This window comes from Streptomyces sp. CB02923, assembly GCF_001905005.1.
Classification (GTDB): domain Bacteria; phylum Actinomycetota; class Actinomycetes; order Streptomycetales; family Streptomycetaceae; genus Streptomyces.
Genome location: NZ_LWKZ01000027.1, coordinates 289,807 through 307,067, shown reverse-complemented (window position 1 = coordinate 307,067; position 17,261 = coordinate 289,807). Strand labels below are relative to the sequence as shown.

Annotated in this window: 15 protein-coding genes and 1 pseudogene; 14 read left to right on the top strand and 2 right to left on the bottom strand. The window is 72.9% G+C overall.

Features of this window, described 5'->3' with window-relative positions:
* Positions 1–164 precede the first annotated feature (164 nt).
* Entirely contained in the window at positions 165–776 is a 612-nt protein-coding gene (gene rpsD / locus A6A06_RS36225; protein WP_030023487.1) for a 30S ribosomal protein S4, read from the top strand.
* A gap of 57 nt (positions 777–833) precedes the next feature.
* Here rpsD and A6A06_RS36220 read toward each other — a convergent pair whose 3' ends face one another.
* Positions 834–3,077 carry an ATP-binding protein gene (locus A6A06_RS36220; protein WP_073767722.1) on the bottom strand — a complete coding sequence of 748 codons (2,244 nt, stop codon included), beginning with the start codon at positions 3,075–3,077 and terminating at the stop codon, positions 834–836.
* 168 nt (positions 3,078–3,245) lie between these two features.
* On the opposite strand from A6A06_RS36220, the gene A6A06_RS36215 reads away from it, so the two are divergent.
* The 13 genes and pseudogenes from A6A06_RS36215 to A6A06_RS36150 all read left to right on the top strand — a co-directional run bounded on the left by A6A06_RS36215 (position 3,246) and on the right by A6A06_RS36150 (position 17,039).
* Positions 3,246–3,680 carry a DUF948 domain-containing protein gene (locus tag A6A06_RS36215; protein ID WP_242441128.1) on the top strand — a complete coding sequence of 145 codons (435 nt, stop codon included), beginning with the start codon at positions 3,246–3,248 and terminating at the stop codon, positions 3,678–3,680.
* A gap of 8 nt (positions 3,681–3,688) precedes the next feature.
* Entirely contained in the window at positions 3,689–4,042 is a 354-nt protein-coding gene (locus A6A06_RS36210; protein WP_073767718.1) for a DUF6167 family protein, read from the top strand.
* Positions 4,042–6,711, top strand: a complete 2,670-nt coding sequence (gene alaS, locus A6A06_RS36205) for an alanine--tRNA ligase (RefSeq protein WP_073767716.1) — start codon at positions 4,042–4,044, stop codon at positions 6,709–6,711. The genes A6A06_RS36210 and alaS overlap by 1 nt, the downstream gene beginning before the upstream one ends.
* Before the next feature lie 13 nt (positions 6,712–6,724).
* Positions 6,725–7,189 carry a Holliday junction resolvase RuvX gene (gene ruvX / locus A6A06_RS36200; RefSeq protein WP_030023480.1) on the top strand — a complete coding sequence of 155 codons (465 nt, stop codon included), beginning with the start codon at positions 6,725–6,727 and terminating at the stop codon, positions 7,187–7,189.
* A 127-nt stretch (positions 7,190–7,316) separates the two neighbouring features.
* The gene (gene mltG / locus A6A06_RS36195) at positions 7,317–9,257 is read left to right on the top strand and encodes an endolytic transglycosylase MltG (protein WP_073767714.1); all 1,941 of its coding nucleotides are present in this window, start codon (positions 7,317–7,319) and stop codon (positions 9,255–9,257) included.
* Between the two features lie 126 nt (positions 9,258–9,383).
* Positions 9,384–10,223, top strand: coding sequence for a shikimate dehydrogenase (locus A6A06_RS36190; RefSeq protein WP_073767712.1), 840 nt, complete (start codon positions 9,384–9,386; stop codon positions 10,221–10,223).
* 116 nt (positions 10,224–10,339) lie between these two features.
* Complete coding sequence (gene aroC, locus A6A06_RS36185; RefSeq protein WP_073767710.1) at positions 10,340–11,524, top strand: chorismate synthase; 1,185 nt, start codon at positions 10,340–10,342, stop codon at positions 11,522–11,524.
* Positions 11,521–12,102, top strand: coding sequence for a shikimate kinase (locus A6A06_RS36180; protein ID WP_073767708.1), 582 nt, complete (start codon positions 11,521–11,523; stop codon positions 12,100–12,102). Before aroC ends, A6A06_RS36180 begins: the two co-directional genes overlap by 4 nt.
* Positions 12,099–13,190: a 3-dehydroquinate synthase gene (gene aroB, locus A6A06_RS36175; RefSeq protein WP_073767706.1), complete on the top strand. Its 1,092-nt coding sequence runs from the start codon at positions 12,099–12,101 to the stop codon at positions 13,188–13,190. The genes A6A06_RS36180 and aroB overlap by 4 nt, the downstream gene beginning before the upstream one ends.
* Complete coding sequence (gene aroQ / locus A6A06_RS36170) at positions 13,187–13,624, top strand: type II 3-dehydroquinate dehydratase (RefSeq protein ID WP_073767704.1); 438 nt, start codon at positions 13,187–13,189, stop codon at positions 13,622–13,624. Before aroB ends, aroQ begins: the two co-directional genes overlap by 4 nt.
* Positions 13,625–13,995: 371 nt before the next feature.
* Positions 13,996–14,850 (top strand): Pro-rich N-terminal domain-containing protein, encoded by an 855-nt coding sequence (locus A6A06_RS36165; protein WP_073767702.1) that lies wholly within the window; start codon positions 13,996–13,998, stop codon positions 14,848–14,850.
* Positions 14,851–14,925: 75 nt separating this feature from the next.
* A pseudogene (locus A6A06_RS44085) lies at positions 14,926–15,916 on the top strand (Tn3 family transposase); the annotation flags it as partial.
* A gap of 130 nt (positions 15,917–16,046) precedes the next feature.
* Positions 16,047–17,039, top strand: a complete 993-nt coding sequence (locus A6A06_RS36150) for an aldo/keto reductase (RefSeq protein WP_073767700.1) — start codon at positions 16,047–16,049, stop codon at positions 17,037–17,039.
* Here the strand turns inward: A6A06_RS36150 and A6A06_RS36145 are convergent.
* Positions 17,036–17,248 carry a hypothetical protein gene (locus A6A06_RS36145; RefSeq protein WP_073767698.1) on the bottom strand — a complete coding sequence of 71 codons (213 nt, stop codon included), beginning with the start codon at positions 17,246–17,248 and terminating at the stop codon, positions 17,036–17,038. The two genes, A6A06_RS36150 and A6A06_RS36145, sit on opposite strands and share 4 nt — an antisense overlap.
* Positions 17,249–17,261: the final 13 nt, after the last annotated feature.

The following is a 17,261-nucleotide window of genomic DNA, read 5'->3' as shown; positions in this document are numbered from 1 at the left end:
TCGTACGCGCTCGGCGGCAACTGGCTGCTGGGCGTCTTCCACGGGACGCGGCTGACCCATCTCGGTGCTCTGATCAGCACCGGGCAGGGGGATCCCAGGTCGAAACATGCGTTCTCCTCGCGGTAAGGTAAGCCTAACCTAACTTACACGGAGGTCCGTTCCACGTGAACCAGTCGCGTCCCAAGGTCAAGAAGTCGCGCGCGCTCGGCATTGCGCTGACGCCGAAGGCCGTCAAGTACTTCGAGGCCCGTCCCTACCCGCCCGGCGAGCACGGCCGTGGCCGCAAGCAGAACAGTGACTACAAGGTCCGCCTGCTCGAGAAGCAGCGTCTGCGTGCGCAGTACGACATCAGCGAGCGCCAGATGGCGCGTGCCTACGACCGCGCTCGGAAGGTCGAAGGCAAGACCGGCGAAGCGCTGATCATCGAGCTTGAGCGCCGTCTGGACGCGCTCGTCCTGCGTTCGGGCATCGCCCGGACGATCTACCAGGCCCGCCAGATGGTCGTGCACGGCCACATCTCGGTGAACGACCGCAAGGTCGACAAGCCGTCCTTCCGCGTCCGTCCCGACGACGTCGTGATGGTGCGCGAGCGCAGCCGCGAGAAGCACCCCTTCCAGGTCGCGCGCGAGGGTGGCTACGCCCCCGACGGCGAGACCCCCCGCTACCTGCAGGTCAACCTCAAGGCCCTGGCGTTCCGCCTGGACCGTGACCCGCAGCGCAAGGAGATCCCGGTGATCTGCGACGAGCAGCTCGTCGTCGAGTACTACGCCCGCTGATCCAGGCGTAGACACCGCACGGATCGGTCCGCGCCCCGCGCGCGGACAGCCGCGTGCTCAGCCCGTCGTCTCCCCGCCGCTCGCGGTGGGGGAGGCGGCGGGTTCGCTGTTTCCCGGGCGCGGTTCCGCCGCCGCGCCGCGCGGACCCGGTACGGACCCGTCCGGCCGGGACCTCTCCCCGCCGCCGAGAATCCGGGTGACCGCGGCGTCCAGGTCCAGCCGGGCGCCGGCCGCCACACAGTGCTCGTACCGCTCCGCCCCCAGCAGCTCCCGTGCCTGCTCCTCGCAGAGCAGGTGCGGCTGGTTGTAATAGCGGGACCCGAACAGCGGCAGCCCCACCGAGGGCCAGATCCGCCCGGCGGCCCCCTGGAGCAGCGCCGCCTCCGCCGCGTCGCCCTCGCCGAGCGTGACCAGCGCCAGCAGCTCGACGGCCAGTACCGCGCCCAGCAGGTCGTGGAAGGCGTGGTCGATGGCCAGGCACTCCTCCAGCAGGGCCCGCGCCTGCGCCGCCTCCCCACGGCTCCAGGCCGCGTAGGCCAGCACGAAGAGCGCGTACGCCAGTGCCCACCGCTCCCCGTGGTCGTCGCAGATCTGCCGTACGTCCTCGGACAGCCGTACCGCCTGCGCGACATCACCCTGGAAGGCCACTGCCATCGCCAGCTCGACCTGCCCCATCAGCACATTGCTGTTCAGCTCGCCGATCTCCCGGTAGCGGTCGAGCGCGTCGCGCAGCAGCAGCTCGGCGCGCGGCATGTCGTCGCTGACCAGTGCGAGGCAGCCGGTGCGGTGCACGGCGTACGCGGCCGCGGTGGCGTTGCCCGCGCGCTCCGCCTCCTCGCCGCACTCCCGGAGCGCGCTCATCGCGCCGACCGCGTCGCCCTGGAGCGCCGCCACGTACCCGGCCACCCACAGGGCCTTCAGCCGTGCGTCGTCGTGCTCGCCGTCCAGTTCCAGGGAGCGGTCGAGCCAGTGCCGGCCTTCCGAGAGACGGCCGCAGCCGACCCAGTAGAACCACAGGGTGCCCGCCAGGTACTGGCCCAGGTGCGCGTCCCCGGGGCTGTCGAGGCTGTACTCCAGGGCGATCCGCAGATTGGGCAGCTCGCACTCGATACGGGCGGCGACCTCCGCCTGCCGCGGGCTGAACCAGTCCAGCTCGCACCAGGTGGCCAGGCCCAGGTACCAGTCGCGGTGCCGGCGGCGCAGCCGCTCGATGTCGCCCAGCGCCTCCAGCCAGCCGCCTCCGTACTCCCGTACGGTGTCGAGCATCCGGTAGCGCAGGCCCGCCGGGGTCTCCTCCCGTACGGCGACGGACTGGGCCACCAGCTCCCCGAGGACGTCGACCAGCTCGTCCGCGGGCAGGTCCGGGCCCGAGCAGATGTACTCCGCGGCGTCCAGGTCGAACTGCCCGGCGAAGACGGAGAGCCGCGCCCACAGCAGCCGTTCCGCGGGCGCGCACAGCTCATGGCTCCAGCCGATGGCCGTGCGCAGCGTCTGGTGGCGCGGCAGGGGTCCTCCCGGTCCGGGCGCGGCGGAGCAGTCCGGGGGAGGGGTGCACGCGCCGCCGGTCAGCAGCCGGAAGCGGTCGTCGATGCGGTGCAGCATCTGCTCCACCGACAGGGCCCGCAGCCGCCCGGCCGCCAGCTCCAGGGCGAGCGGGATGCCGTCCAGCCGACGGCACAGTTCGGAGACGGCTTCCGCGTGGTCCCCGGCGCGGAAGCCGGGGACCACGGCCGCGGCGCGGTCGTGGAAGAGGACGGCCGCGTCCGGGCCGTTCATCGGCGGCAGCGGCAGGTGCTGCTCGCCGGGCAGGCCGAGCGGCCGCCGGCCCGCCGCCAGAATGCGCAGGCCGGGAGCCCGCCGCAGCAGGTCGGCGGCGAGTGCCGCGCAGTCGCCGGCCAGCTGCTCGTACCCGTCCAGGACGAGCAGCAGCTCGCGCCCGGCGAGGTGGTCGCGCAGCGCGGCGCGCGGGGGCCGGCTCGTGTGGTCGGCGAGGCCCAGGGCTTCGGCGACGGTGTGGTCCAGCAGGTGGCCGTGGCGCAGGGTGGCCAGCTCGACCAGCCACACCCCGTCGCAGAAGCGATCCTGCACGAGGGCTGCGGCCTGGGTGGCGAGCCGGGTCTTCCCGACACCGCCGACACCGGTGAGCGTCACCAGCCGGGCCGACTCCAGGTGGACGGCGAGCGTGGCCAGCTCCCCGTCGCGGCCGACGAACCGGGTGAACTCCGCGGGAAGGTTCCCGGGCCCCCGCAGACGCGTGGTGAACGGGCGGGAAGCAGGGCCGGGGCGCATGGAGCGTCGCATGGAACACGGAGCGTACTCGCAGGTGTGCGCACCGTACAATCGCCCGTCGGCAGGCCCCGCGCCGCACGGGGAACGCGGTACGGGCGGACGGCCGCGGCGCGATAGGCTCGGGCTCTGCCGTTCGAGCAGGACGAGACCAGACCAAGTCAGTCGGAGAGTGGTGCCAACGTGTCCGGTGGAGAGGTGGCCGGGATCCTCGTGGCCGTCTTCTGGGCGATCCTCGTGTCCTTCCTCGCCCTCGTGCTGGTGAGGCTCGCACAGACGCTCAAGGCGACGACCAAGATGGTCGCCGAGGTGTCCGAACAGGCCGTACCGCTCCTGGCCGACGCGTCCGCGACCGTCCGCTCCGCGCACACCCAGCTCGCCCGCGTCGACGCCATCGCCTCCGACGTCCAGGAGGTCACCGCCAACGCCTCCGCGCTCTCCTCGACCGTCTCCTCCGCGTTCGGCGGACCGCTGGTCAAGGTCGCGGCGTTCGGCTACGGCGTGCGCAGCGCGATCGGCAAGAAGGGCGCACCGCCCGAGCCGAAGCGCACCGTCGTCGGCCGCACCCTGCCCTCCGCCCGCCGCGGCGGGCGCCGCAACCGTCGCTCCAAGGACTGATCGCCGCGATGTTCCGCCGCGCATTCTGGTTCACCACCGGCGCCGCCGCCGGGGTCTGGGCCACCACCAAGGTCAACCGCAAGCTCCGCAAGCTGCAGCCCGAAAGCCTCGCGGCACAGGCCGCGGACAAGGCCGTCGAGACCGGACACCGGCTCCGCCAATTCGCGTTGGACGTCCGCACGGGAATGGCGGACCGTGAGGGGCAGCTGCACGAAGCACTGGGCCTGACGGACCAGGGCGACGCCCGCGAGCTGCCCCCGGCGCGCCCCCGCGGCGCACTCGGAACGACGCAGTACCAGATCACGCAGTACCGAACGAGAACACCCGGCCCGGCCGGACCGACCGGAAATGAGGACCACTGATGGAGTCGGCTGAAATCCGCCGCCGCTGGCTGCGCTTCTTCGAGGAGCGCGGGCACACCGTCGTGCCGTCGGCGTCGCTCATCGCGGACGACCCGACGCTGCTGCTGGTCCCCGCGGGCATGGTGCCCTTCAAGCCGTACTTCCTCGGCGAGGTCAAGCCGCCCTTCGACCGGGCCACCAGCGTCCAGAAGTGCGTGCGCACGCCGGACATCGAAGAGGTCGGCAAGACCACCCGGCACGGCACGTTCTTCCAGATGTGCGGCAACTTCTCCTTCGGCGACTACTTCAAGGAAGGCGCCATCACGTACGCCTGGGAGCTGCTGACCAGCTCGCAGGCGGACGGCGGCTACGGCCTGGACCCGGAGAAGCTCTGGGTCACGGTCTACCTGGACGACGACGAGGCCGAGCGCATCTGGCACGAGGTCGTCGGCGTGCCCAAGGAGCGCATCCAGCGCCTGGGCAAGTCCGAGAACTACTGGTCCATGGGCGTCCCGGGCCCGTGCGGCCCGTGCTCCGAGATCAACTACGACCGCGGCCCGGAGTTCGGCGTCGAGGGCGGCCCGGCCGTCAACGACGAGCGGTACGTGGAGATCTGGAACCTGGTCTTCATGCAGTACGAGCGCGGCGCCGGCACCTCGAAGGAGGACTTCGAGATCCTCGGCGACCTGCCGAGCCAGAACATCGACACCGGCCTCGGCCTGGAACGCCTGGCGATGATCCTCCAGGGCGTCCACAACATGTACGAGACCGACACCCTGCGCGTCGTCATCGACAAGGCCGGCGAGCTGACCGGCGTGCGCTACGGCGCCGGCGAGGACTCCGACGTGTCGCTGCGCGTGGTCGCCGACCACATGCGCACCTCCACCATGCTCATCGGCGACGGCGTCACCCCCGGCAACGAGGGCCGCGGCTACGTGCTCCGCCGCATCATGCGCCGCGCCATCCGCAACATGCGCCTGCTCGGCGCCACCGGCCACGTCGTCGCCGAACTGCTCGACGTCGTCATCAAGACGATGGGCCAGCAGTACCCGGAGCTGCTGGAGGACCGCAGGCGCATCGAGACGGTCGCCCTCGCCGAAGAGGCCGCCTTCCTCAAGACGCTCAAGGCCGGCACCAACATCCTGGACACCGCCGTCACCGAGACCAAGGCCGGCGGCGGCACGGTGCTCTCCGGCGACAAGGCGTTCCTGCTCCACGACACCTGGGGCTTCCCCATCGACCTCACCCTCGAAATGGCCGCCGAACAGGGCCTTTCGGTGGACGAGAACGGCTTCCGCCGGCTGATGAAGGAACAGCGGGAGCGCGCCAAGGCCGACGCCCAGGCCAAGAAGCACGGCCACGCCGACCTGTCCGCCTACCGCGAGGTCGCCGACCGCGCCGGCGCCACCGTCTTCACCGGCTACGCCCACACCGAGGGCGAGTCGACCGTCGTGGGCCTGCTGGCCAACGGCTCGGCCGCGCCCGCCGCCCACGAGGGCGACGAGGTCGAGATCGTCCTGGACCGCACCCCCTTCTACGCCGAGGGCGGCGGCCAGCTCGCCGACACCGGCCGCATCCGGCTGGAGTCGGGCGCCGTCGTCGAGGTCCGCGACGTGCAGCGGCCGGTCCCCGGCGTCACGGTGCACAAGGGCGTCGTCCAGGTCGGCGAGGTCGTGGTCGGCTCGGCCGCGTACGCCACCATCGACGTCAGGCGCCGCCGGGCCATCGCCCGCGCCCACAGCGCCACCCACCTCACCCACCAGGCGCTGCGCGACGCGCTCGGCCCCACCGCCGCCCAGGCCGGTTCGGAGAACTCCCCGGGCCGCTTCCGCTTCGACTTCGGCTCGCCGGCCGCCGTGCCCGGCACCGTCCTGACCGACGTCGAGCAGCGGATCAACGAGGTGCTCTCCCGCGAGCTGGACGTCCAGGCCGAGGTCATGAGCATGGAGGACGCCAAGAAGCAGGGCGCCATCGCCGAGTTCGGCGAGAAGTACGGCGACCAGGTGCGCGTGGTGACCATCGGCGACTTCTCCAAGGAGCTGTGCGGCGGCACGCACGTGGCGAACACCGCCCAGCTCGGCCTGGTCAAGCTGCTCGGCGAGTCGTCCATCGGCTCCGGCGTGCGCCGCGTCGAGGCCCTGGTCGGCGCCGACGCGTACCACTTCCTGGCCCGTGAGCACACCGTCGTCTCGCAGCTGACCGAGCTGGTCAAGGGCCGTCCCGAGGAGCTGCCCGAGAAGGTCTCCGGGATGCTGGCCAAGCTCCGCGAGGCCGAGAAGGAGATCGAGCGCTACCGCGCCGAGAAGGTCCTCCAGGCCGCCGCCGGGCTGGCCCAGGGCGCCAAGGACGTACGGGGCATCGCGCTGGCCGCCGCCCAGGTCGCCGACGGCACCTCCGCCGACGACCTGCGCAAGCTGGTGCTGGACGTGCGCGGCCGCATCCCGGGCGACCGCCCGGTCGTCGTCGCCCTGTTCACCGTGGCCAACGGACGCCCGCTGACCGTCATCGCCACCGACGAGGCCGCCCGCGAGCGCGGCATCAAGGCCGGTGACCTGGTCCGTACCGCTGCCAAGACGCTCGGCGGCGGTGGCGGCGGCAAGCCGGACGTCGCCCAGGGCGGCGGCCAGAACGCCGCCGCGGTGCCCGAGGCGATCGAGGCCGTCGAGCGTCTCGTGGCCGAGGCGGCCTGAGCGCGTGAGTGAGATGCGGCGCGGCAGGCGCCTCGCCATCGATGTCGGTGACGCCCGGATCGGGGTCGCCTCGTGCGACCCCGACGGGGTCCTCGCGACCCCCGTCGAGACGGTGCCGGGCCGGGACGTTCCGGCCGCGCACCGGCGGCTCAAGGCCATCGTCGAGGAGTACGAACCCATCGAGGTCGTCGTCGGCCTGCCCCGCTCCCTGAACGGGGGAGAGGGGCCGGCCGCGGCAAAGGTGCGGGCCTTCGCGCAGGAGATGGCGCGGGGGATCGCTCCGGTGGCGGTACGGCTCGTCGATGAGCGCATGACAACGGTCACAGCCACGCAGGGACTGCGGGCCTCGGGGGTCCGGAGCAAGAAGGGCCGCTCCGTCGTGGACCAGGCCGCTGCCGTGGTGATCCTGCAGAGCGCGCTGGAGACCGAACGGGTGTCTGGGCAGCCACCCGGAGAGAGCGTCGAAGTGGTCATCTGATCGCGGTACGGTAACGTTCCGCGCGACGTAGCGGCGGATCGAACAACCGCACGTGCAGAAAGAGGCGGTCGGTACCGTCAGCGCGCTGCCACCCAGGAGCGCACCGCCTCGCGGCTCTAGGGGATCGATGACTGAGTATGGCCGGGGCTACGGCTCCGAACCGTGGCATCCCGACGACCCTCTCTACGGAGACCAGGGTCGTTACGGGAGGCAGCCGCAGCACCCTCAGCACCCTCAGCACGGTCCCTACGGGGAGCAGTACGGCGACCCGCAGCAGCAGGCCGCTTACGGAGGCCAGCCGCACGCGGGCCAGCCTCATGCAGGGCAGCCGCATACAGGCCAGCCTCATGCAGGCCAGCCGTACGCGGGCCTGCAGCCGCCCTACGGGCAGCATCCGCAGGGCGGGCAGTGGGATGAGCTGTCCGGCCCCTACCCCCCGGCCCAGCAGCAGTATGACGGCGGATGGGACGCCTCTCACGGCGGCGCTCCGTACGACCCGTACGGACAGCATCCGCCGGTCGACCCGTACAGCGGCCAGAGCCCCGACTACTACGGAACGCCGGACGCCTACCCGCCGCCGCAGCCGCAGCACCTGCGCCAGCAGCAGGCGGGGCAGCCGGGCCCGCACGGCCAGCCGGGACCGCACGATCAGTCCGGGCAGCACGGCCAGCCTGGGCCACAGGGCCCGCCCGGACCGCACGGGCGGCCGGACCAGGGCGATCAGGCCGATCCGAGTGATCAGGTCGCCCAGACGGCCCAGTTCGAGGCGGTACGCCCGGATCAGCTCCGCCAGCCGCCGCACCCCACCCCGCCGGGCGACGACTTCCGGGCCGGTCCCGGGTCGGACCAGGACGAGCAGGTACGGGACCCCGCGCACTCCTTCTTCCAGGACGACCGGGACGACCGGACCGACAGGCCCGGCCGGAACGGCGACGACGGCTACGACGACGCCGATCTGCGCGAGGAGCGCCGGGCCGGCCGCGAGCGCCGCGGCAAGAAGAACAAGCAGCGCAGCCGTATGGCCTGCCTGCTCGTCGCCGGTGTCTTCGTCGTCGGTGGCGGCGGTATCGCCTACTTCGGCTACGACTTCTGGCAGAGCCGCTTCGGCCCGGCCCCCGACTTCGAGGGCGAGGGGACGGGGGACGTGCAGGTCCAGATCCCCGCGGGCACCTCCCTCATGAAGATGGGTCTGATCCTCAAGCGCGAGGGCGTCGTCAAGAGCGCGGACGCCTTCACGGAGGCGGCGAGCGACAAGCAGCTCCAGGCCGGCGCCTATTCGCTGCGCAAGCAGATGTCGGCGGCGTCCGCGGTGCAGCTCATGCTCGACCCCAAGAGCCGGAACGGCCTCACCGTCCGCGAGGGCCTGCGCAACGGCGCGGTCTACGAGCTGATCGACAAGAAGCTCAGCCTCAAGTCCGGCACCACCAAGGACATCGCCGCCTCCCAGGCCAAGAACCTCGGGCTGCCCTCCTGGGCGAACAGCAATCCGAAGATCAAGGATCCGCTGGAAGGGTTCCTCTACCCCTCCACGTACAGCGTCAGCGGCAAGGCCAAGCCGGAGGACGTCCTCAAGGAGATGGTGGCGCGCGCCAACCGGGAGTACACCAAGTACGACCTGGAGGAGAACGCGCAGAAGCTGGGCCTCAAGTCGCCGCTGGACCTGATCACGGTCGCCAGCCTCACCCAGGCCGAGGGCATCACCCACGACGACTTCCGGAAGATGGCCGCGGTCGTCTACAACCGGCTGGCGACGAGCAACACGATCACGAACCAGAAACTCGAGTTCGACTCGACGTACAACTATCTGAAGAACCAGAGCAAGATCAACATCGGTACGCGCGAGATCCGCAACTACGACGACCCGTACAACACGTACTTCTACAAGGGCCTGCCGCCCGGCCCGATCGGCAACCCGGGCGAGGACGCGCTCAAGGCGTCGGTCGACCCGGACGACAGCGCCAAGTGGCTGTTCTTCATCTCGATCGACGGCAAGAAGACGGACTTCACGACCAACCTCAAGGACCACGAGAAGCTGGTCCAGGAGTTCAACAAGCGCAAGCACCAGTAGGGCGGGTCCCGGCGGCCGGTGCCGCCCGGCCCCCGCCCGGCCGTGGCGCGGCCGGGTCCGGGGTGCCCCGGCCGCCGCGCGCGGTTCGTCCATCCACCGTTTCGCGGGTCCGAGCTGAGGAGCAGCATGTCCAGTGAAGTCCAGGCCCGGCACCGCGCGGCGGTCCTCGGGTCGCCCATCGCCCATTCCCTGTCCCCGGTCCTGCACCGGGCCGCCTACGCCGAACTGGGCCTGACCGGCTGGGAGTACGGCCGCCACGAGATCGACGAGGCCGCGCTGCCCGGCTTCCTGGAGCGGCTGGACGACGGCTGGGCGGGGCTCTCCCTGACCATGCCGCTCAAACGCGCGGTCATTCCGCTGCTGGACGGGATCAGTGACACCGCCGCCTCCGTCGAGGCCGTCAACACCGTCGTCTTCACCGAGGACGGGCGGCGCACGGGCGACAACACCGACATCCCTGGCATGCTGGCCGCGCTGCGCGAGCGCGGTGTCCAGCAGGTCGGACAGGCCGCGATCCTGGGCGCCGGCGCCACCGCCTCCTCCGCGCTCGCGGCCCTGTCCCACATCTGCACGGGCGAGGTGACCGCCTACGTACGCAGCGAGGCGCGGGCCGCGGAAATGCGCGGCTGGGGCGAGCGGCTCGGCGTGGACGTCCGTACGGCCGACTGGTCCCGGGCGGCAGCGGCCTTCGACACGCCGCTGGTCGTCGCCACCACCCCGGCCGGGACCACCGACGCGCTGGCCGCCGCCGTGCCGGAACGGCCCGGCACCCTCTTCGACGTGCTGTACGAGCCGTGGCCGACCACCCTGGCCACGGCGTGGGGCGCACGCGGCGGGGCGGTCGTGGGCGGCCTGGACCTTCTCGTCCACCAGGCCGTACTGCAGGTGGAGCAGATGACGGGCCGTTCGCCGGCGCCGCTGGAGGCCATGCGCGCGGCGGGGGAGGCGGCGCTCGCCGGGCGCTGACCCGGCCGGCCTGTCCGGCCGGCGGTCCGGTTCCTGGACGGGCAGCGGTCCACCGGCGCGGACGTGGGAGGATCAGGGGGAAGACTTCGCGCAGTAGCAGGACATGAGGAGCATCGTTGAGCAGGTTGCGCTGGCTGACGGCGGGGGAGTCGCACGGCCCCGCACTCGTGGCGACGCTGGAGGGCCTCCCGGCCGGCGTCCCGATCACCACGGACATGGTGGCGGACGCCCTGGCCCGTCGCCGGCTCGGCTATGGCCGCGGTGCCCGCATGAAATTCGAGCGCGACGAGGTCACCTTCCTCGGCGGTGTCCGGCACGGACTCACCCTCGGCTCGCCCGTGGCGATCATGGTCGGGAACACCGAGTGGCCCAAGTGGGACAAGGTCATGGCGGCCGACCCGGTCGACGAGGCGGAGCTCGCCGAACTGGCCCGTAACGCCCCGCTGACCCGCCCCCGCCCCGGCCACGCCGACCTCGCCGGCATGCAGAAGTACGGTTTCGACGAGGCCCGCCCGATCCTGGAGCGCGCCTCCGCCCGCGAGACCGCGGCCCGCGTCGCGCTCGGCACGGTCGCCCGCTCCTTCCTCAAGGAGACGGCCGGCATCGAGATCGTCTCGCACGTGGTCGAGCTGGCCGCGGCGAAGGCCCCGTACGGCGTGGTCCCCAAGCCCTCCGACGTGGAGCGGCTGGACGCCGACCCGGTGCGCTGCCTGGACCCGGAGGCGGGCGCGGCGATGGTCGCCGAGATCGACCAGGCCCACAAGGACGGCGACACCCTCGGCGGCGTCGTCGAGGTACTGGCGTACGGCGTTCCCGTCGGCCTCGGCTCGCACGTCCACTGGGACCGGCGGCTGGACGCCCGGCTGGCCGGTGCCCTCATGGGCATCCAGGCCATCAAGGGCGTCGAGGTCGGCGACGGCTTCGGTCTGGCCCGGGTGCCCGGCTCCCAGGCGCACGACGAGATCGTCTCCACCGACGAAGGAATCCGCCGCACCACCGGCCGTTCCGGCGGTACCGAGGGCGGTCTGACCACCGGCGAGCTGCTGCGCGTACGGGCCGCGATGAAGCCCATCGCGACCGTCCCGCGCGCGCTGGCCACCGTCGACGTCGCCACCGGCGAGGCCACGCAGGCGCACCACCAGCGCTCCGACGTGTGCGCGGTCCCCGCGGCCGGCATCGTCGCCGAGGCGATGGTCGCGCTGGTGCTGGCGGACGCGGTGGCGGAGAAGTTCGGCGGCGACAGCGTGCCGGAGACCCGCCGCAACGTGCGGTCCTTCCTCGACGGCCTGGCGATCAGGTGACGCCGCCGCTCGTGGTGCTGGTGGGCCCCCCGGGCGCGGGGAAGTCCACCGTGGGGGCCCTGCTGGCCGAGCGGCTGGGCGCGGGGTACCGCGACACCGACGCGGACATCGAGGCGGGCGCGGGCAAGCCCATCCCGGACATCTTCATCGACCACGGCGAGCCGCACTTCCGCGAGCTGGAACGGCAGGCCGTGCGCGCCGCGGTCGAGAGCCACCCCGGGGTGCTCTCGCTCGGCGGCGGGGCGATCATGGACGAGGGCACCCGTGCCCTGCTGGCCGGGCTGCCCGTCGTCTTCCTGGACGTCCAACTGGCCGACGCCGTACGGCGCGTGGGGCTGGACGCACCGCGGCCGCTGCTCGCCGTCAACCCGCGCCAGCGCTGGCGCGAGCTGATGGAGGCGCGCCGCCCGCTGTACACGGAGGTCGCGCGCGCCGTGGTCGCCACGGACAGCCGGGCGCCCGAAGAGGTCGCCGAAGCCGTACTGGACGCATTGCAGCTACACACATCACCGGAAGCCGGGACGCAGGCGGCGGACGCCGCGGCCCCCGGCACGCCCGGGAGGAAGGAACACCCGTGACGGAGCAGGCCACCCGTATCCAGGTCGGCGGTACCGCGGGCACCGACCCGTACGAGGTCCTGGTCGGCCGGCAGCTGCTGGGCGAGCTGGCGAGCCTGATCGGCCGGAAGGCCAAGCGCGTCGCCGTACTGCACCCGGAAGCGCTGGCCGCCACCGGCGAGGCACTGCGCGAGGACCTGGCGGGCCAGGGGTACGAGGCCATCGCCATCCAGCTGCCCAACGCCGAGGAGGCCAAGACCGCCGAGGTCGCCGCGTACTGCTGGAAGGCGCTGGGCCAGACCGGCTTCACCCGCACCGACGTGATCGTGGGGGTCGGCGGCGGCGCCACCACCGACGTCGCGGGCTTCGTCGCCGCGACGTGGCTGCGCGGGGTGCGGTGGATCGCCGTACCGACCACCGTGCTCGGCATGGTCGACGCCGCCGTCGGCGGCAAGACCGGCATCAACACCGCCGAGGGCAAGAACCTGGTCGGCGCCTTCCACCCGCCGGCCGGCGTGCTGTGCGACCTGGCCGCGCTGGACTCCCTGCCGGTCCACGACTACGTCTCCGGGCTCGCCGAGGTCATCAAGGCGGGCTTCATCGCCGACCCGGCGATCCTGGAGCTGATCGAGTCCGACCCCGAGGGCGCCAAGCGCCCCGACGGCCCGCACACCGCCGAGCTGATAGAGCGCGCCATCCGGGTCAAGGCCGAGGTCGTCTCCTCGGACCTCAAGGAGTCCGGCCTGCGCGAGATCCTCAACTACGGGCACACGCTGGCGCACGCCATCGAGAAGAACGAGCGCTACAACTGGCGGCACGGCGCCGCCGTCTCCGTCGGCATGGTCTTCGCCGCCGAGCTGGGCCGGATCGCCGGCCGGCTGGACGACGCGACCGCCGACCGGCACCGCGCCGTGCTGGGCTCGGTCGGCCTGCCGCTGACCTACCGCGGCGACCAGTGGCCCAAGCTGCTGGAGACGATGAAGGTCGACAAGAAGACACGCGGCGACCGGCTGCGCTTCATCGTCCTGGACGGCCTGGCCAAGCCCACCGTCCTGGAGGGCCCGGACCCGGCGATGCTGCTCGCCGCGCACGCGGAGATCGCCGCGTGAGGCGCGTCCTGGTCCTCAACGGGCCCAACCTCGGCCGTCTGGGCTCCCGCGAGCCCGACGTGTACGGCGCCACCTCCTACGCCGGGCTGGTGGAGCGGTGCACCGCGCTCGGCAAGGAGCTGGGCTTCGCGGCGGAGGTCCGGGAGACCAACGACGAGGGCGAGATGGTCCGCTGGCTGCACGAGGCGGCGGACGGATCGGTTCCGGTCGTCATCAACCCCGGAGCGTTCACGCACTACTCGTACGCGATGCGGGACGCCGCCGCCCAGCGCACGGCGCCCCTCGTCGAGGTGCACATCTCCAACCCGTACGCCCGCGAGGAGTTCCGCCACACCTCCGTGATCGCGGCGGTGGCCAGCGGCACGGTCGCCGGCTTCGGCATCGGCTCGTACGAACTCGCGCTGCGCGCGCTGGCCGCCGAACTCACCGGCTGAGGGCGGCTCTCGGGGGCACCGCGCCGTTCCCCGGCTGTCGTCCCGTCCCCCCGGCTGTCGTCCCGCCCCCCCCCGGCCGTCGTCGCTGTCGACGGCCGGGGGCGACGGCCGGCGACGGCTGGGGGGACCGGCTGTCCTGCGGGGGACAACGGCTGCCGACGGCCGGGGGCGCAGGCTGCCTTGCCGGGGGAGGACTGCGGCCACCTTCTGCGGGTACCGTTCGCCGGACAACCACCTCGGCCCACCCGGGCCGGACGCCCGGCGCGCCGGACACGCGAGCACCGTACGGACGACTCCCGCCCGTACCGCGAGCACTCCGCACACCGCGGGCGGGCCACGGAATTCGACCGCACGAGACGGAGAGCCACCGGATGCAGCACGCAGGGGGGACTCCGCTGCCACCGCCTCATGGACCGGTGCCGGGCCAAGGGGCCGCGATGGCCCCGCACCCCGGCGCAGGCCATCCCATACCGCCGCACCAGCACCAGCCGCAGACCGCGCCGCCCGCGCCCGGCTGGCCCGCCGCGCCGCCGCCGCCCACCGCCCCGCCGCACGGCGCACCGACCGCGCCGCCCCCCGCCGAGGCCACCGGGCACATCCAGCTCCCGCCCGGCGCCCCCGTGGCGCTGCCCAGCCCGCCCGTCGGCACCTCAGCCCAGGACGCTGCGCACGCCGCCGTGGCCGTACTGCTCATCGGCCCGGCCGGCGCCGGCAAGACCAGCGTCGCCCGGCACTGGGCCGACTCCCGCAGGGTGCCCACCGCCCACATCAGCCTGGACGACGTCCGCGAATGGGTACGGTCCGGCTTCGCGGACCCCCGGACGGGCTGGAACGACCACTCCGAGGCGCAGTACCGCCTCGCCCGCCGCACCTGCGGCTTCGCGGCCCGCAACTTCCTCGCCAACGGCATCTCCTGCATCCTCGACGACGCCGTGTTCCCGGACCGCCCGGTCATCGGCCTCGGTGGCTGGAAACGCCATGTGGGTCCCGGGCTGCTGCCGATCGTGCTGCTGCCGGGCCTGGAGATCGTCCTGGAGCGGAACGCCCGCCGTACGGGCAACCGGCGCCTCTCCGACGAGGAGGTCGCCCGCATCCACGGCCGGATGGCGGGCTGGTACGGCTCCGGCCTGCCCATCATCGACAACTCGGCACACGACGTGCCCACCACGGCCCGCCTCCTGGACGACGTGGTCGCCCGCAGCATCGCGAGCCCGCCGAGCTGGTAGCGGCGGGGCGGCGCCGAGCTCCCGGGGTTCGCGCCGCTCCCTCCGGGTATTCCCCCGCCGGGGGGACGATCACGGCCGCGTACGGCGGTGGCCGGCGCTGTGGCGACCGTCGAGGCCCTGGTGCCCGAGGACGACGGGTCGGCGGAGGCGGCGATGCCGCGAGAAGCCGGCCCTGCGCTACAACACCGTGCGCCCGTTCCTGCCCCTGCTGGGCGAGCCGGACGCGCTGGGCGGCGCCCCAGCCGGGCGGCGCATCCTCAAGGCGGTGCGCCGCCTGGCCGCGCTGTCCGGCGCCGGGTCAAGGACCGGCCGCCACTGCCCCGCGAAGTCGACGCCGAGCTGGTGTCGGCGATGTGGAAGCGCGCAGTGTTCTCCAACACCAAGCTGCCTGCCGCAGGGCACGGTCGACTGCGACGCGTACGTGGTGAGCGTCCTGGAGCAGCTGCACCGCGCCCTGAACCGGCGCGATGTGTTCGCCTCCCCGTCGAACCGGTGGGTGGGCCCGCGCGCCCGGTTGCTGGACGGGCCCACTCCTGGACCGGGTTCCTCGACGCCTTCGGCCAGGTGCCCGAGAGGCACACCCGCGAGGGGTGTGACTTGGCTGAATTCCGTCAATGACCAGGTCGCGGGTTGTTCGGCCGCGAAGGCCACCCGGCCCCGCTGGGCGCCGCGTTCGTCGAGTAAGGGCGGATCGACAGGACCATGCACCTGCTCGCGCTGGTCGACCGACACCTACCGCAGGCTGATGAACCGGCAGCTCACCGTGCGGGAATCCCGCCACCGCCTCGCCCGCGCGATCTGCCACGGCGGCCGCGGCCGGATCCGCCAGGCGTACCGCGAGGGCCAGGAGGACCAGCTCGCCGCCCTCGGCCTCGTCCCAGACGCCGTCGTCCCGTGGAACACCCGCTACCAGGACGCTGCCGTCGCCCAGCTCCGCGCCGCGAGCCACGACATCAAGGACGAGGACGTCGCCCGCCTCTCTCCGCTCAAGGACCGGCACATCAACTTCCTGGGCCGCTACCTGTTCAACATCAAGGCCAGCGGCCCCGGCCAGGGCCTGCGCCCGCCGCGCCTGACCCACCGGCGGGGGCCGGTCCTCCGGCTTGACTTCGAGCGCGCTCCAATTCCTAGTGTCGGAGGCGTTCGTCAGCCCTTGAGGTACCGCCCGGTCCGCCGGGCAGGAGGAGTATCCGCGAATGATCACCCGAACCACGCTCGGCTCGTCCGGTCTCACCGTCAGCGCGATGGGCCTGGGGTGCATGGGGATGAGCGAGAGCTACGGCGCCGCCGACTGGGAAGGCGGCCTGGCCACCATCGACCGGGCCCTGGAGCTGGGCGTCACGTTCCTGGACACCTCCGACTCCTACGGCACCGGGCACAACGAGGTGCTGCTGGGCCGGGCCATCCACGGCCGCCGGGACCAGGTGCAGCTGGCCACCAAGTTCGGCATCGACCGCAGTGCCGGCGACCGGTCACGCCGCATCCGCGGTGCCCGGGACTACGTGCTGCGCTCCTGCGACGCCTCGCTGCTGCGGCTGGGCGTCGAGGTGATCGACCTGTACTACGCCCACCGCCCGCCCCAGGACGTGGAGATCGAGGAGACCGTCGGGGCGATGGCCGAGCTGGTCGAGGCGGGCAAGGTCCGCCATCTGGGCCTGTCCGAGGTCGACGGCGAGCTGCTGCGCCGGGCGCACGCGGTGCACCCGATCACCGCGGTGCAGAGCGAATACTCGCTGTGGACCCGCGACGTCGAGGCGGTCACCCCGGTGATGGCCGAGCTGGGGGTCGGGCTGGTGCCGTACTCGCCGCTGGGGCGGGGGTTCCTGACCGGCACCCTGGACCGCTCCGCACTGGGCGAGAAGGACTTCCGGCGCACCAACCCCCGCTTCGCCGGCGAGGCGGGCGAGGCCAACGAGAAGATCGCGCGGACCGTGCGCGAGGTGGCCGACCGGCTGGGGGCCACCCCGGCCCAGGTGGCGCTGGCCTGGGTGTACGCCCAGGCCGAGCGGCTCGGGGTGGCGGTGGCGACCATTCCGGGCACCCGCAGCCCTGCCCGGCTGGAGCAGAACGCGGCCGCGCTGGAGCTCACCCTGGACGCCGAGGCGCTGGCCGCGCTGGACCCGCTGAGCGACCAGGTGACGGGCGAGCGCTACACCCCCGCGCACACCGCTGAGGTCGCTCGGGGTTAGCCGGTGGGCTCGACGCGCCCGGCGTCCAGCTCGACGACGTCATGGACGTCGCGCCCACCGGTGACCTCGCCGGTCACGACCAGCCTGGGCCGGGCCGGCGGTGCCCCGTCCTGTTCGACGGCCGGGATCGCGCCCCGGTTGCCGGAGCCCGGGGCGATCTCGCCGTAGGAGACCAGCGCCCGGTGCTCGTCCGCGCCCACCGCGAGCACGCCGACGCTCAGC

Excerpts from the sequence above, each read along its gene's own strand:
- A6A06_RS36220 (WP_073767722.1), bottom strand. The coding sequence starts at position 3,077 with ATGCGACGCTCCATGCGCCCCGGCCCTGCTTCCCGCCCGTTCACCACG.
- A6A06_RS36210 (WP_073767718.1), top strand. The coding sequence starts at position 3,689 with ATGTTCCGCCGCGCATTCTGGTTCACCACCGGCGCCGCCGCCGGGGTC.
- alaS (WP_073767716.1), top strand. The coding sequence starts at position 4,042 with ATGGAGTCGGCTGAAATCCGCCGCCGCTGGCTGCGCTTCTTCGAGGAG.
- ruvX (WP_030023480.1), top strand. The coding sequence starts at position 6,725 with ATGCGGCGCGGCAGGCGCCTCGCCATCGATGTCGGTGACGCCCGGATC.
- mltG (WP_073767714.1), top strand. The coding sequence starts at position 7,317 with ATGACTGAGTATGGCCGGGGCTACGGCTCCGAACCGTGGCATCCCGAC.
- A6A06_RS36190 (WP_073767712.1), top strand. The coding sequence starts at position 9,384 with ATGTCCAGTGAAGTCCAGGCCCGGCACCGCGCGGCGGTCCTCGGGTCG.
- A6A06_RS36165 (WP_073767702.1), top strand. The coding sequence starts at position 13,996 with ATGCAGCACGCAGGGGGGACTCCGCTGCCACCGCCTCATGGACCGGTG.
- A6A06_RS36150 (WP_073767700.1), top strand. The coding sequence starts at position 16,047 with ATGATCACCCGAACCACGCTCGGCTCGTCCGGTCTCACCGTCAGCGCG.